At 67.0% G+C, this 14,523-nt stretch carries 14 protein-coding genes; 6 read left to right on the forward strand and 8 right to left on the reverse strand.

Annotated elements, in window-relative coordinates:
- Window positions 1–20: 20 nt before the first annotated feature.
- From tsaB to alr, 3 genes are read right to left on the reverse strand one after another with little or no spacing between them, the layout of a single operon-like run.
- Window positions 21–692, reverse strand: coding sequence for a tRNA (adenosine(37)-N6)-threonylcarbamoyltransferase complex dimerization subunit type 1 TsaB (gene tsaB, locus ASF98_RS02515; RefSeq protein WP_055796989.1), 672 nt, complete (start codon window positions 690–692; stop codon window positions 21–23).
- Window positions 692–1,255 carry a tRNA (adenosine(37)-N6)-threonylcarbamoyltransferase complex ATPase subunit type 1 TsaE gene (tsaE, locus tag ASF98_RS02520; RefSeq protein WP_055796991.1) on the reverse strand — a complete coding sequence of 188 codons (564 nt, stop codon included), beginning with the start codon at window positions 1,253–1,255 and terminating at the stop codon, window positions 692–694. The genes tsaB and tsaE overlap by 1 nt, the downstream gene beginning before the upstream one ends.
- On the reverse strand, window positions 1,252–2,490 hold the full coding sequence (alr, locus tag ASF98_RS02525; RefSeq protein ID WP_055796994.1) for an alanine racemase: 1,239 nt from the start codon (window positions 2,488–2,490) through the stop codon (window positions 1,252–1,254). The genes tsaE and alr overlap by 4 nt, the downstream gene beginning before the upstream one ends.
- Window positions 2,491–2,584: 94 nt before the next feature.
- On the opposite strand from alr, the gene ASF98_RS02530 reads away from it, so the two are divergent.
- Complete coding sequence (locus tag ASF98_RS02530) at window positions 2,585–3,322, forward strand: VOC family protein (RefSeq protein ID WP_055797000.1); 738 nt, start codon at window positions 2,585–2,587, stop codon at window positions 3,320–3,322.
- A 33-nt stretch (window positions 3,323–3,355) separates the two neighbouring features.
- Here ASF98_RS02530 and ASF98_RS02535 read toward each other — a convergent pair whose 3' ends face one another.
- Window positions 3,356–4,447: a PfkB family carbohydrate kinase gene (locus ASF98_RS02535; protein ID WP_055797006.1), complete on the reverse strand. Its 1,092-nt coding sequence runs from the start codon at window positions 4,445–4,447 to the stop codon at window positions 3,356–3,358.
- 94 nt (window positions 4,448–4,541) lie between these two features.
- On the opposite strand from ASF98_RS02535, the gene ASF98_RS02540 reads away from it, so the two are divergent.
- Window positions 4,542–5,924, forward strand: a complete 1,383-nt coding sequence (locus tag ASF98_RS02540) for a 6-phospho-beta-glucosidase (protein WP_055797008.1) — start codon at window positions 4,542–4,544, stop codon at window positions 5,922–5,924.
- A gap of 28 nt (window positions 5,925–5,952) precedes the next feature.
- Here ASF98_RS02540 and ASF98_RS02545 read toward each other — a convergent pair whose 3' ends face one another.
- On the reverse strand, window positions 5,953–6,489 hold the full coding sequence (locus ASF98_RS02545; RefSeq protein WP_200939279.1) for a GNAT family N-acetyltransferase: 537 nt from the start codon (window positions 6,487–6,489) through the stop codon (window positions 5,953–5,955).
- Between the two features lie 132 nt (window positions 6,490–6,621).
- On the opposite strand from ASF98_RS02545, the gene mshA reads away from it, so the two are divergent.
- From mshA to ASF98_RS02560, 3 genes are all read left to right on the forward strand, one after another.
- A complete protein-coding gene (mshA, locus tag ASF98_RS02550) occupies window positions 6,622–7,887 on the forward strand; it encodes a D-inositol-3-phosphate glycosyltransferase (protein ID WP_055797010.1) in 1,266 nt (421 codons plus the stop codon).
- A 62-nt stretch (window positions 7,888–7,949) separates the two neighbouring features.
- Window positions 7,950–9,647 carry a formate--tetrahydrofolate ligase gene (locus ASF98_RS02555; protein WP_055797013.1) on the forward strand — a complete coding sequence of 566 codons (1,698 nt, stop codon included), beginning with the start codon at window positions 7,950–7,952 and terminating at the stop codon, window positions 9,645–9,647.
- Window positions 9,648–9,857: 210 nt separating this feature from the next.
- Window positions 9,858–10,817, forward strand: coding sequence for a DUF559 domain-containing protein (locus ASF98_RS02560; protein ID WP_055797016.1), 960 nt, complete (start codon window positions 9,858–9,860; stop codon window positions 10,815–10,817).
- Window positions 10,818–10,862: 45 nt separating this feature from the next.
- On the opposite strand, the gene ASF98_RS02565 is transcribed toward ASF98_RS02560, so the two are convergent.
- The gene (locus ASF98_RS02565; RefSeq protein WP_055797017.1) at window positions 10,863–11,372 is read right to left on the reverse strand and encodes a DUF2306 domain-containing protein; all 510 of its coding nucleotides are present in this window, start codon (window positions 11,370–11,372) and stop codon (window positions 10,863–10,865) included.
- 101 nt (window positions 11,373–11,473) lie between these two features.
- Here ASF98_RS02565 and ASF98_RS02570 point away from each other — a divergent pair, with 101 nt between their 5' ends.
- Window positions 11,474–12,097: a MerR family transcriptional regulator gene (locus ASF98_RS02570; RefSeq protein ID WP_055797020.1), complete on the forward strand. Its 624-nt coding sequence runs from the start codon at window positions 11,474–11,476 to the stop codon at window positions 12,095–12,097.
- 87 nt (window positions 12,098–12,184) lie between these two features.
- On the opposite strand, the gene ASF98_RS02575 is transcribed toward ASF98_RS02570, so the two are convergent.
- Together ASF98_RS02575 and mgrA are read right to left on the reverse strand one after the other, a co-directional pair.
- Window positions 12,185–13,270, reverse strand: a complete 1,086-nt coding sequence (locus ASF98_RS02575; RefSeq protein WP_055797022.1) for an inositol-3-phosphate synthase — start codon at window positions 13,268–13,270, stop codon at window positions 12,185–12,187.
- Between the two features lie 206 nt (window positions 13,271–13,476).
- Complete coding sequence (gene mgrA / locus ASF98_RS02580) at window positions 13,477–14,514, reverse strand: L-glyceraldehyde 3-phosphate reductase (protein ID WP_055797024.1); 1,038 nt, start codon at window positions 14,512–14,514, stop codon at window positions 13,477–13,479.
- Window positions 14,515–14,523: the final 9 nt, after the last annotated feature.

The following is a 14,523-nucleotide window of genomic DNA, read 5'->3' on the forward strand; positions in this document are numbered from 1 at the left end:
GGTGATTCCTGCCGTCCCGTTCACAGCGCACGCTTCCGGAGGCCCGGGACCTGGGCGTCGGACTCGCGGAGGTACAACGGGGTGGAGTCCGGCAGTTGCTCCCCCGCGGCCAGCCGTGCCAGTGCGAACTGGCCCAGGTAAAGGGCGTCGGGCTGCTCCGAGCTGAAGTCCGGATCAGCACGGAGGACATCCTCGTAGATGCCTGCGCCGGCTCCGTAGGCCGGCAGGTCGGGCAGCCCGGCCGCGAACCCCACGTGCGGGCCGTCAACCAGCAGGGGCAGCTGGCCGTCGGCGAGTGAATAGCGGGCCCAGTACACCTCTTTGCGCCGGGCATCCGTTGCCACCAGGAATTCCGGCACTGCTGATGTCGATTCAGCCACCTCCAGCGCCATGGCGTCCAGGCTCATCAGGCCGTACAGGGGTTTGCCCCACACATAGGACAGGGTCCGTGCGGTGGCAATCCCGGACCGCAGCCCCGTGAACGGCCCCGGGCCAACACCGGCCACAATCGCGTCGATGTCCGCACCCGTCACCCCTGCGTCGGCGAGCATGTCGCCGATGCCCGGAGCCAGCACTTCGGCATGGCTGCGGGTGTCCTCGGTGGAGAAACTCGCCAGCACCCCTTCGGGCGCATCGTCCGAAACCAGGGCGGCACTGGCCACGGCTGACGTGTCGATGGCAAGGATCAGCATCAGTCATTCCCTTTCAAGGCGGCAGGCAGCAGGGGCTGCTCAGCCCAGCGCGGGCCGAAGCCGCGGATCACGATGGTGCGGGGTTCGTCGTCGTCGTCCGTATCGAAGTCCAGCACACCGTCCTCGGAGTCTGGTGAGCTCACCAGCGGCCGGTGCAGTTCGACGTCGAGCAGGCTGTCGCTAAGGTGCTCCACGCGTCCGCGGCCCCACTCCACCACCGTTACGGTGCTGTCGAGCGTGTTTTCGAGGTCGATGTCATCGATTTCGGCGGCGCTTTCGAGCCGGTACGCATCAACGTGCACCAGGTCTGGTCCGCCGGGATGCGGCCCGTCCGGAAGATTGGGATGGATGCGGACCAGGACGAACGTGGGCGAAATGATGCCGGCCCGGACACCCAGGCCCTCGCCGAGCCCCTGGGTGAAGGTGGTCTTCCCGGCGCCGAGCTCGCCCGTCAGGACCACCAGGTCGCCGGCCTCAAGAACGGCACCAAGGGCGGCCGCCAGGGCATGGGTTTCCTCGGCGGTCTGCACCGAGAGGGACAGCTCCCACTGCGGATCGCTCATCGTGATGCACCCGGCCGGTCTGCCGGATTTTCGTTGACGTACCGCCTCGGGACGCGCGGGCTGATCCGCGTCACGATCTCGTAGTTGATGGTGCCGGCGGCGCGGGCCCAGTCGTCCGCCGTCGGGCCGCCGTCGGCGCCGTCGCCGAAGAGGACCGCCTCGGCACCCAGCAGGCTGGGTCCGCCGGATGCCAAGCCGCGGGGTCCCAGGTCGATCACCATCTGGTCCATGGCGATCCTGCCCACCACCGGGTAGTTCCGGCCCTCCACCCGGACGGGGCCGCCGGTGGCAACGCGCGGCACGCCGTCGGCGTATCCAAGCGGGATCAGTCCCAGGGTGCTGGTGCCGGAGGTGCGGTAGTTGAGTCCGTAGGAAACACCCTGGCCTGCCGGGACGTCCTTGCAGTGCGACACCTTGGTGCGGACGGTCATGGCCGGGCGCAGCCCCAGTTCGGCCGGCGACTGGCCGTCAAACGGTGATAGCCCGTAGATACCCAGGCCCACCCGGACCAGGTCGAAGTGTGTGTCGGGGCGGGAAAGCGTGGCCGGGGTGTTGGCCAGGTGGCGGACTTCGGGGTCCACTCCGGCGTCCTCGGCGATGGCCAGGACTTCGCGGAAGGCCTGCAGCTGCTGGTCCGTTTCCGGGCGGTCCGGTTCGTCCGCCACAGCAAGGTGGGAGAAGATACCCACCACACGGAGAAGGCCTTCGTCCTGGTATTCCATCGCTTCGCCCACCAGGCTGTCCCAGGCTTCCAGCGTCGCGCCGTTGCGGCCCAGGCCGGTGTCCACCTTCAGGTGGACCCGTGCCGGCCGTTCCTGCTCGCGGGCCGCCAGGACAATCTTCTCCAGTTCCCAGCCGGAGCAGCCGATGTCGATTCCGGCGGCGACGGCGGCACCGAAGTTGCTGTCCGGCGTATGCAGCCACGCGAGAAGCGGCGCCTCAATGCCGGCGGCGCGCAGGGCAAGCGCCTCGGAGATGTGCGCAACGCCGAGCCACTGCGCCCCGGCGTCGAGCGCTGCCCGGGCCACCGGAACGGCACCGTGCCCGTAGGCATCCGCTTTCACCACGGCCATGACCTGCGCCGGTGAGGCAACGGCTGCCAGGTGGCGGACGTTGTGCCGGATGGCGTCCAGGTCGATCACTGCTGAACGCTCGCTGGCGGGGCTTTCACTGGCGGAGCCTGGCGCTGAGTCCGGGACGGGCCGGAAGTCGCCGGTTGCTGCTGGGTAGGTCACCCTAGTGATTCTAGTGGCGCCGCGGCGGGTGGCTTAATTTGGCCAGGCGTGCCTCCACTGTCGGCTCCGTCACCCGGGTATAGGGTCGTGCGGTATGGCACTGCGACTTGTTCAAGTGAATTTCAAGGCCCGGAATGACTCAGCCCTCGGCCGGTTTTGGGCGGAGGCGCTCGGCTGGGGCGTTTCCAGCGAGGGGCCCGGTGTGACCAATGTTGAACCCGTGGGCTTCACCTGGCCGGACGCCGCCGCCGTCTGCGTCGATGTGGTCAGCGTCCCGGACCCCGAGACAGTGAAATACCGCGCGCATCTTGATCTCGCCACCACCTCTGCAGCCCATCACAAGGAGCTGGTCGCGCACCTGTTGGCGCTGGGTGCCACGCCCGCCGACGTGGGCCAGGGCGATGTGCCGTGGACGGTTCTGGCCGACCCGGAGGGCAATGTGTTCTGTGTGCTGGAGCCGCGACCGATCTACCGGGACACCGGGCCCATCGCCACAGTGGTGGTCAACTGCGCGGATCCGCGGGCCATGGCCCGGTTCTGGAGCGAGGCTACGGACTGGACCCTGCATGAGCTGACCGACGATCATGCGAGGCTGCGTTCGGCCAAGGGTGTCGGGCCGTACCTGGAATTACTTCGCACGTCCGGCGTGGAGACCGTATGGAACCGTGTCCATCTCGACCTGATGCCGTATCCCGGTGACGATCAGGCGGCAGAGGTGGCCCGGCTGCGGGCCCTGGGTGCCGCTGATGCCGACGTCGGCCAGGGCGATGTGCCATGGGTGTGCCTCGCCGACCCGGAGGGCAACGAGTTCTGCGTCCTCACCCCGGGCTGAGCCCCGGCTCGCCGCTCGTCCAGGAGATACGCCCTACGCGTCGGAGAGGTGGGCGATCGTGGCAGTGGCCCGGCGCAATGCCTGCGGGGGAACGTCGCGCACGATTTCCTCCAGGAAGCTGAAGCGCCGCAGCCACTGGCTGCTCTGCCGTTCCGGCCTGGCGTTGGCCCGCTTCCACCAGTCGGCGATGTCGCCCCAGCCGGGCGCTGCCAGGGAACCGCCCACTTCCTGGACCGCCAGGGACGCGCACAGGTTGGCGAACCGGAGCCGGTCAGCGAGCGGCCAGCACGCCAGGCTGCCCACGATGAAGGCCGCGCCGAAGCAGTCGCCTGCACCGGTGGGGTCATAGGCAGAGACCGGCAGGGACGGCACCCATTCCTCCTCGCCCGTCTCGGAGTCCACGGCCATGGCACCCTGCGGCCCCAGGGTCACCACGGCCACCGGAACCCGGTCAGCGAGCGCATACAGTGCCGCCCATGGTGTGTCCCGGCCGGTGAAGGCCATGGCCTCGCGCTGGTTGGGCATGAATGCATGGAAATACTGCAGGTTGTCCAGCCGGGCGGAGGACCATTTGCCGGTGGCGTCCCAGCCGACGTCGCCAAAAAGTTTTACCCCCGCGCTGTTGGCGGCAATGGCCCACGGGGCCAGTTCCTCGTCCAGGTCGGCGACGGCGGCGAGCGCGGCGGGCGGTGTGCCGATCAGTTCCGATGAGGTGACCGGTGCAGGGTGGCCGTGGGTCACCATGGAGCGGTCGTGCTGAACGCTGAGCGAGACCGTCACGGGTGAGTGCCAGCCGGGGATGCGCTTGGAGAGGGACAGGTCCACGTGCTCCTGGGCGGCCAGGATCTTCCAGTTGTAGTCCCCATAGCCGTCGTCACCGAAGGCGGCCGCCAGTCCGGTGCGCAGGCCCAGGCGCGCGGCGGCGATGGCCTGGTTGGCCACACCGCCGGGGCAACTGCCCATGCCCTCGCTCCAGATCTCGGTCCCCGGCTCAGGCGCGTGGGGTAGGCCGGTGAAGATGATGTCCTGGAAAACCGTCCCGGTCAGGAGCAGATCGAAGCTCCCGTCCGCGGGCGTGCGGACGGCGGCGAGCGGGTCGAACCGGCGCTCTGGTATCGCGTCCATGTTCGGCAGACTACGCCCTCGCGCCACCCCTGCAAAGTGCCCCGCCGCGGCGCACCGCGAGGCGTGCGCCCGGTGGCCGAATAGACTGCGTGGTATGCGGCTCATGATTGCCGGTGGCGGCGGGTTCCGTGTCCCGCTGGTGTACCGGGCGCTCACGTCCAGCCCCTTCGCAGGGCTGGTGCGCGAGCTTGTGCTCTTCGACGTCGATCCCCTGCGGCTGGCCGCCATCAAGGCGGTCCTGTCATCGATGGGTCCTTCCGGCGGGGCTCCTTCATCCGGCCACCCCGGCCCTGCGGTCAGCACCACCACCTCGCTGGCCGATGGCCTTGACGGCACCGACATGGTGTTCGCTGCCATCCGCCCGGGCGGAACGGCGGGCCGGATAGCCGACGAACGTGTGCCCCTCGGCCTCGGCCTCCTGGGCCAGGAAACCACGGGCGCCGGCGGAATCTCCTACGCGCTGCGGTCCATCCCCGGGATGCTGGAACTGGCCCGCGAAATGAAGCGGCGCTGCCCGGAAGCCTGGCTGGTCAACTTCACCAACCCCGCCGGAATGGTCACCCAGGCGCTGGTCCCGGTGCTGGGCAGCAGGGTGATCGGCATCTGCGATTCGGCCGGCGCTCTGGTTCACCGGGCGGCCCGGGCGGCCGGCGCCCCGCTGCCTGAGGGAAAGCTCGACGGCGTGGGCTACTACGGGCTCAACCATCTGGGCTGGCTGTACCGGCTGGAGTCCGGCGGTCAGGATCTGCTTCCCGGACTGCTGGCGGACGCGCAGGCGCTGTCCGGCTTCGAGGAGGGCAGGCTCTTTCCACAGCCGTTCCTCCAGTCCCTGGGCTGCCTGCCCAACGAGTACCTGTATTACTACTACGACACGCAGCGGGCCGTCGGTGCCATCCGCACCATGCGTCAGACCCGCGGCGAATCGATCCACGAACAGCAGTCCGGGCTGTACCCCGCGCTGGCCGCCGCCGGGTCCCGGGCCTACGAACTGTGGGACGCGGCCCGCCGCTCGCGCGAAGAAGGCTACCTGGCCGAGGCGCGCGAGGCCGGCGAACAGCGTGACGAGGACGACCTCGCCGGCGGCGGATACGAGCGCGTTGCCCTCGGTGTGATGCGTGCCCTGTCCGGCGGGACGGGCGGCAGGGCCGCCGAGCTGATCCTGAACACCCCGAACGCCGGTGCGGTTCCCGGGCTGCCGGCGGACGCCGTCGTCGAGGTTCCCTGCGTGGTGACGTCCGACGGCGCGGTGCCGGTGCCGCAGGACCGTCCGGCGGACGCCCAACTGGCTCTCATGCAGCGGGTCAAGGAGGTGGAGCGGCTGACGGTGTCCGCGGCGGTGCGCGGCCGCCGTGACGACGCCGTCCGGGCGTTCGCGCTCCACCCGCTCATCGATTCCGGGGAGCTCGCCGTCGAACTGTTGGACGGGTACGAGGCGGCCTTCCCCGCGCTCCGGCGCCTGTGGCGCACCGGATCCTGAAACCGGGAAGCCCGGAAAGCGGCGGGTCCTACAGCTTGCGGTACATCACCTTGAGGCCCACGTAGCCCAGCGTCGGGTGGTTGAAAGCCTCCGGGATGGTGGTCAGGACTTCGAACCCCATGCCCTGCCAGGCCGACACCGCGCGGACGTTGCTCTCCACCACGGCGTTGAACTGCATGGCGCGGAAGCCGGCCGCGCGGGCCGCGTCCAGGGAGTAAGCGCAGAGCGCCTTGGCCAGCCCCTTGCCGGCGTGGTCCGGGTGGACCATGTAGCCGGCGTTGGCCACGTGGCTGCCTCCTCCGCCCTGGTTGGCGTGCAGCTCACCGGTGCCCAGCACTACACCGTCCTGGACAGCCACGAATGCCTGGCCCGGAGCGTCCTTGAACCAACGGGTCCGGGCTTCGTCCTCCGTGGTGCCGCGGTCCCAGGTGAAGGTGTCGCCGGCCCGGATGACGGGTTCCAGGATCGTCCACATGCCGGGCCAGTCGGCCGCGGTGGCCGGGCGGATTTCGATACCGGTTGCGGTGCCGGCTGAGTCTGCGGTTGCGTCTGCGGTTGGGCTCACAGCCGCCACGTTATCAGGAGGGCTGCGGCTGGTGTTCAGAAGGGCCGCACGGCATGCGGTCCACTGTGAAGGCCGGGGCACTTCAGGAGTACTGTTTTATCGGATGCAGTTCCGCCAGCCGAAGGGAGAGCCGTGACTCTGATCCGCCGTGTCGCATTCCTCTCCCTGCACACCTCGCCCATGGAACAGCCCGGTTCCGGTGACGCCGGCGGCATGAACGTGTACGTGCGGGCGCTCGCGTCGGCGCTGGCCGCCAGCGGTGTGGAAGTGGAAATCTTCACGCGGTCCACGTCGTCGGGGCAGCCCGCCGTCGAACACCCGGACCCCGGGGTGTGCGTTCACAATGTGATCTCGGGCCCGCCGCGGAAGCTGCCCAAGGAGGAACTACCGGAGCTGCTGCACAGCATGGTGGAGGAAGTTGAGCGGATCCGGCAGCGCCAGCCGCACGGCCGGTACGACCTCATCCATTCGCACTACTGGGTCTCCGGCGTCGCCGGGCTGGAGCTTTCGCGGCTGTGGGGGGTGCCGCTGGTGCACACCATGCACACGATGGCCAAGGTCAAGAACCTGCTCCTGCACTCCGGCGAGACACCCGAACCGCGGCGGCGCGAGGACGGCGAACACCGGATTGTCGACGGCGCCACCCGGCTGATCGCCAACACCCCGGCCGAAGCCGCCGAGCTTGTCTCCCATTACAATGCAGACTTCGACCACATCGACGTCGCTCCCCCGGGCGTGGACCTGACAGTGTTCACCCCGGCCTTCCGGACCCGTTCCCGCGCACGGCTCGGTGTGCCCGCCGGCAAGTTCCATCTGCTCTTCGCCGGCCGGATCCAGCGGCTCAAAGGCCCGCAGATCCTCGTCAAGGCAGCAGCCTTGCTCCGCTCCCGCCGCCCGGACATCGACCTGCAGGTCACCATTTTGGGCGCCCTCAGCGGGGCCAAGGACTTCGACCTGAAATCGCTGATCAGCGACGCCGGAATGGACGACGTCGTCACGCACCATCCGCCGGTGAACGCACCTGCGCTTGCCAACTGGTTCCGCTCGGCGGACGTCGTGGTGATGCCCTCGTACAGCGAGTCCTTCGGGCTGGTGGCGCTGGAAGCCCAGGCCTGCGGGACACCCGTGGTGGCAACCCGCGTGGGCGGACTATCCCGGGCCATCTTCGAGGGACGGACCGGGCTGCTGGTGGACGGCCACAAAGCCGCAGACTGGGCCGATGTGCTGGAGGCGCTCTACGACGACCCCGCCACGCGGGAGGACATGGGCCGCGCGGCAGCCGTGCAGGCCCAGGGCTTCGGCTGGCAGCGAACCGCCGCGATCACGCTGGAAAGCTACCACGCCGCCGTCGACCAGTACATTGATAATCACAGAATTCCGGCGGGCCACACGCCTTAGCCGGGAGTGCCGGGAGGGACCCCCGAACGGCTTTGCCTGCAGCCACGAACTGAAGGACAACGATGTCTGACAACAACGTCATGAGTGACCTGGAAATCGCCCAGCGCGCCACCATGCGGCCCATCGAGGAAATCGCCGCCGCGGCCGGCATCAGCACCGATGCCCTGGAACTCCACGGCCGGTACAAGGCAAAGATCGATCCGGCGAAGCTACTGGTGCCGGGAGGGGCGCCCGACCGGCTGCCGGGCAAGGTGGTGCTGGTTTCGGCGATGTCCCCCACACCTGCGGGCGAGGGAAAGTCCACCACCACCGTGGGCCTGGCGGATTCCCTGGCGCGGGCGGGCAAGAAGGTGGTGATCGCGCTGCGTGAGCCGTCCCTGGGGCCCGTCCTTGGCATGAAGGGCGGAGCAACCGGCGGCGGCTACTCGCAGGTGCTCCCGATGGAGGAAATCAACCTGCACTTCACCGGGGACTTCCACGCCATCACCTCGGCGAACAACGCGCTCATGGCCCTGGTGGACAACCATATTTTCCAGGGCAACGAGCTCAACATCGATCCCCGCCGGATGACTTTCAAGCGGGTCCTGGACATGAACGACCGCTCGCTCCGCGAAGTGGTGATCGGTTTGGGCGGCCCGTCCCAGGGGACACCACGGCAGGACAGCTTCGACATCACCGCGGCGTCCGAGATCATGGCCGTCTTCTGCCTGGCCACGGACATTGCCGATCTCCGTGCCAGGCTGGGCCGCATCACCTTCGGCTACACCTATGACCGTGAGCCCGTCACGGTGGCGGACCTGGGCGTCCAGGGTGCACTCACCATGCTGCTGAAGGATGCCCTGAAGCCCAACCTCGTGCAGACCATCGCCGGCACTCCGGCGTTAGTGCACGGCGGGCCGTTCGCCAACATCGCGCACGGCTGCAACTCACTGATCGCCACCCAGACCGCCCGCCGGCTCGCGGACATCGTGGTCACCGAAGCCGGCTTCGGCGCCGACCTGGGGGCTGAAAAGTTCATGGACATCAAGGCGAGGGTGGCAGACGTGGCTCCGTCCGCCGTCGTGCTCGTGGCAACCGTCCGCGCACTGAAGATGCACGGCGGGGTGGCCAAGGACCGGCTGAAGGAGCCCAACGCGGAGGCGCTGGCGGCCGGCACGGCCAACCTCCGGCGGCACATCCGCAACGTCGAGAAGTTCGGAATCACTCCCGTGGTTGCCGTCAACAAGTTCACCACGGATACCGAGGAGGAGCTCGACTGGCTGCTGGAATGGTGCGCCGGCGAAGGTGTGCAGGCTGCTGTGGCGGACGTCTGGGGCCGCGGCGGGGGCGGGGACGGCGGCGACGACCTCGCGGCCAAGGTGCTTGCCGCGCTGGATGCTCCGCACAGTTTCCGGCACCTGTATCCGCTGGAGCTGTCCGTGGAGGACAAGATCCGCACCATCGTGCAGGAAATGTACGGGGCAGACGGCGTGGACTTCTCCGTCCCCGCGCTCAAGCGCCTGGCCGAAATCGAGAAGAACGGCTGGGCGGGCATGCCAGTGTGCATGGCCAAAACGCAGTACTCGTTCAGCGACGACGCCACCCGGCTGGGTGCGCCTAAAGGGTTCACGGTCCATGTGCGGGACCTCATTCCCAAGACCGGGGCCGGTTTCATCGTGGCGCTGACGGGCGCGGTGATGACCATGCCCGGACTGCCGAAGGTCCCGGCAGCCCTGCGGATGGACGTGGACGATACGGGTAAGCCCCTCGGCCTCTTCTAAACCCTCTCTCACTTCCCGGCGCCTTTCCCCAAACGCTCTCTCACTTCCCGGCGCCTTTCCCCAAACCCTCTCTCACTTCCCGGCGCCTTTCCCCAAACCCTCTCGCACTTCCCGGCGCCTTTCCCCAAACCCTCTCGCACTTCCCGGCGCCCGGGGACCACTTGTGGATATCTTCTGCGGCAATATCGACTTCCAGGACACAATGCCAGCATGAGTAAGCGCAACAATTTGCCTGGGCTGTTGGCAACCGCTCCGTTCACAGTGGACTCGGCGCGGGCCGCTGGAGTATCAGCGGACAGGCTGCGACGAAAAGACGTGGTCCATGTTGGGCGCGGACTCTACCGCCCCTCGAACTGGAGTTTTGAACTGGAAGCGGCGGCGCGGGCGCTGTCTGCCGCATCTCCCGGCGCATGGATCTCCCATGTCACCGCAGCACGGCTGCGGTGCCAGCTGCTGCCGCCTTGGCTGGCCGACTCAACGGAGCTGCATTTGAGCAAACCTCGGTCTCTGCCCTCAGTGCGCCGCAAGGGCGTAGTCGGTCATACCGTCTTGGCCCGGGAGGATGAAATCGAGTCGATCGACGGCATCAGCATCAGCACCAGGTCGCGGACCTGGCTCGATCTGGCGCGGCAACTGTCAGTAAATGAACTGGTGTGCATGGGCGACCAGCTGATCCGCATCCCGCGGGAGCCCTTCGAGAATCGGACCCAGCCCTATGACACCCTGGACGGACTCCGTGCTCTGGTAGGCCGCCACCCAAACCTGCAGGGTGTCGTGCGTGCCCGCGAAGCGTTGGATCTCATGCGGGTCGGCGCCGACTCTGCCCCCGAATCCCTGCTCCGGCTGGCCATGGCCGATGCCGGTCTTCCCGAACCGGATCTGCAGTTGTCATTGCGTGATGCTGACGCCGTGTCCCCAAGCGCTGATCTCGGCTATCGGTGCCGGCGGGTCGCCATCCAGTACGACGGCGAACATCACCTTCTTGACGCCCAGTCCTTTAGTGACCGGCGGCGAAACAAGGCCTTCGAATCGGCCGGTTGGACTGTCCTGATATTCGACAAGGATGATCTTGCAGACGGCTTCCAGCGCGCCATCGGAAAGATTAAGCGGACGCTGCGAACCGCGTGGCTGGATCACCCCCAGGCAGCCGGTTTCGCTGACGTCGGGTGAGAGAGCGTCGCGCCCAAACCCACCGAAAGTGAGAGAGGGTCGGTTCTAAGCACGCAGGGAGTGAGAGAGCGTTCCATCCTTCGACGGGGCCGCCTTACCCGCACGGCCGCCGCGCTTGAGCGAAACGAACATGACCACCACACTCAGGACCACCAGACCGGCAACATATGCCGCGGTGCCCGGGTCCTCGGCGAGGAGCCGCGGAATGGACCTTCCCGGCACGGCAACGGCAAAGACGAACGCCACTGCAATGCCGATGTAGCTCCCGATCATGTTGCCCAAGTGCGATGGGATGTTGCGGCGGATGGCGCTGACGAGGCCAAGGGACACCGTCACGATGGTGAACGCCGACAGCCCGTGCAGCCAGGTGAAATGTCCGGCAGTCACAATCCAGAAACTACTGACGCAGACGTAGTACATGGCGGCCACCCACAGGTAGCCCATGGTGCGGTGGATGCGGTCACGGCGGCTTCGGAAGATTTGAAAGGGGCCGATGACGAGGACGAACAGCGCGGCAATGACATGGCTGACAAGCAGTACATTCCAGTGCTCCATGGCTTTAGGATAGAGCCACTATCCAATGCGTGTACATCAGGATAGTTGGTGCCGGGTCTGCTATCCAATGGCTTCCGGCCCTCGCAGGAAGGATGTCCGGAATGCAGCTGAAGGAATTGAGCGAGCAGTCGGGAGTCTCGGCCGCAAGCATCAAGTACTACTTGCGCGAGGGCCTCCTGCCGCCGGGAGCGGCCGTCCACGCAACGCGCGCTCAATATTCAGCGCAGCACGTCGAGCGCCTCGATTTGATCCAGGCGCTCCGCCGGATAGTCGGACTGAACATCGAACAGATTCGCGGCATCCTCAGAATGGCCGACGACGGCGCCTCGCGCCTTGAGCTCTTGGCGGCGGTTCAGCGCGTGGTGCTTGAGTTGGACTCCTACGCCACGGTTAGTGGCGAGGTCGGCACTCGGCCGGCTGACGCCGTCGTGCGTCTCAGGGGCTGGCCCGATTCCCCAAGTGACGCCCGGAACGCACTGAATGCCCATCTGGAGCTGATGGAGAGCGTCAACATCCGGGTGCCCGGCGAGCTCCTGGACACTTACAGCAAGGCCATGGACGACGTCGCCGGGGTCGACATTGCGGCCACGACGGCCCCGGACAGCGTCGATGAGCTTATTCTCACGGCCGCCGTCGGCATGCACATGCACAGCCAGCTATTGCTAAGGCTCCTGGCCCTTGCCCAGGCCAGCCACGCGATCCGACGGTACGAACAGGACGCTTAAAGCACGGCGCTCCCCCACCAAGAGTGAGAGAGCGCCGCGCCAAAACCCACCAAAAGTGAGAGAGCGTCACCGGGCGGAGGAACGTGCTTAGCGCTCCAGGTCTCCGCGGATGAAGGCCTCGACCTTTTCACGGGCGAGGTCGTCGTTGAACTGCTCCGGCGGGGACTTCATGAAGTAGCTGGACGCGGAGAGCAGCGGGCCGCCAATGCCGCGGTCCAGGCCGATCTTGGCCGCACGGATGGCGTCGATGATCACGCCGGCGGAGTTGGGTGAGTCCCAGACCTCCAGCTTGTATTCCAGCGACACCGGGGCGTCGCCGAAGTTGCGGCCTTCGAGGCGGACGAAGGCCCACTTGCGGTCATCGAGCCACTGGACGTAGTCGGACGGGCCGATGTGCACGTCCTTGGCAGCCAGTTCGGCTTCGACGTTGGAGGTGACGGCCTGGGTCTTGGAAATCTTCTTGGACTCGAGGCGGTCGCGCTCCAGCATGTTCTTGAAGTCCATGTTGCCGCCGACGTTGAGCTGGTAGGTGCGGTCCAGCGTGACGCCGCGGTCTTCGAACAGCTTGGCCATGACGCGGTGTGTGATGGTGGCACCGATCTGGCTCTTGATGTCGTCGCCCACGATCGGAACACCGGCGGCGGTGAACTTGTCGGCCCACTCCTTGGTGCCGGCCAAAAACACCGGCAGGGCGTTGACGAAGGCCACGCCCGCATCGATTGCAGCCTGGGCGTAGAACTCGGCGGCTTCCTGCGAACCAACGGGCAGGTAGCAGACCATCACGTCGACCTTGGCGTCCTTGAGGGCCTGGACAACGTCGACCGGCTCTGCTGGGGACTGCTCGATGGTCTCGAGGTAGTACTTGCCGAGGCCGTCCAGGGTGTGGCCGCGCTGGACCGTTACACCGGTGGGGGGAACGTCGGCGATCTTGATGGTGTTGTTTTCGCTGGCCAGGATGGCGTCGGCGAGGTCGACGCCGACCTTCTTGCCGTCCACATCGAAGGCTGCCACGAATTCAACGTCATTGACGTGGTACTTGCCGAACTCCACGTGCATCAGACCGGGGATCGTGGCCTGGGGGTCGGCATCCCGGTAGTAATGGACACCCTGGACCAGGGAAGCAGCGCAGTTACCTACGCCAACAATGGCGACACGAATCGGATTTGAAGACACGGAACTCCTTTGAGAACAAACTTCAGTGCCCGGCGCGGCTGCACTCTGATGTGCGACGGCGGCTGATGGGCACGGCGCCATTGGGCGCCCTTGCATTGTAGCCAACGCCGCCGGGGCCGGAGTTGTTCCCGGCCGGCCCCGGCGGCTCTGTTACGCGCGCCTTTGTTATTCGCGGCTGTGTTAGGCGCGGCTCAGTTAGGCGGGCGCTACTTCTGGGCCCAGAGGTTGATGTCGGACTCGACGGCGAACTCGTCGATCGCTTTCAGCTCCTCCTGGGAGAACGCCAGGTTGTTGATGGCGGACAGCGTGTCTTCCAGCTGCTTGACGCTGGACGCGCCCACCAGCGCGGACGTTACAGGCGACCCCTTGGGCTGGTCGCGGAGGATCCAGGCGATGGCCATCTGAGCCAGCGACTGCCCGCGGCCGGCGGCGATCTTGCTAAGCCCGCGGACCCTGTCCAGCTTGTCCTCGGTGAGGGCCGACTCAGACAGGAACCGTTCCTTGGCGGCACGCGAATCGGCCGGGATGCCGTTCAGGTAGCGGTCCGTCAGCATGCCCTGGGCGAGCGGGGAGAACGCAATGGAACCTGCGCCCACCTGGTCCAGCGCCTCGTACAGGTTGGGGGCGCCGTTCTCGGTCCAGCGGTTCAGCATCGAGTAGCTGGGCTGGTGGATGAGCAGCGGGGTGCCGAGCTCCTTCAGGATCCGGGCGGCCTCGAGGGTCTGCTCGGGGGTGTACGAGGAGATGCCCGCGTACAGGGCCTTGCCGGAGCGTACGGCGTAGTCCAGCGCCCCCATGGTTTCCTCCATGGGGGTTTCCGGATCGGGGCGGTGGCTGTAGAAGATGTCCACGTAGTCCAGGCCCATGCGCTGCAGCGACTGGTCCAGGCTGGAGATCAGGTATTTGCGGGATCCCCACTCGCCGTACGGGCCCGGCCACATGTAGTAGCCGGCCTTGGTGGAGATGACCAGCTCGTCGCGGTACGGCTTGAAGTCGTCCTGCAGGTGGCGGCCGAAATTCGTTTCCGCCGAGCCGTCCGGCGGGCCGTAGTTGTTGGCCAGGTCAAAGTGGTTGACGCCGAGGTCGAAGGCGCGGCGGAGGATGGCGCGCTGCTCATCGAAGCGTTTGTCGTCGCCGAAGTTGTGCCAAAGGCCAAGGGAAATGGCCGGAAGTTTGAGGCCGCTGCGTCCCACGCGGCGGTAGGGCATGGATTCATAGCGGTTGTCCGCTGCAGAATAAGTCATACCTGCAAT

This window comes from Arthrobacter sp. Leaf337 (genome assembly GCF_001423745.1).
Lineage (GTDB): Bacteria > Actinomycetota > Actinomycetes > Actinomycetales > Micrococcaceae > Arthrobacter.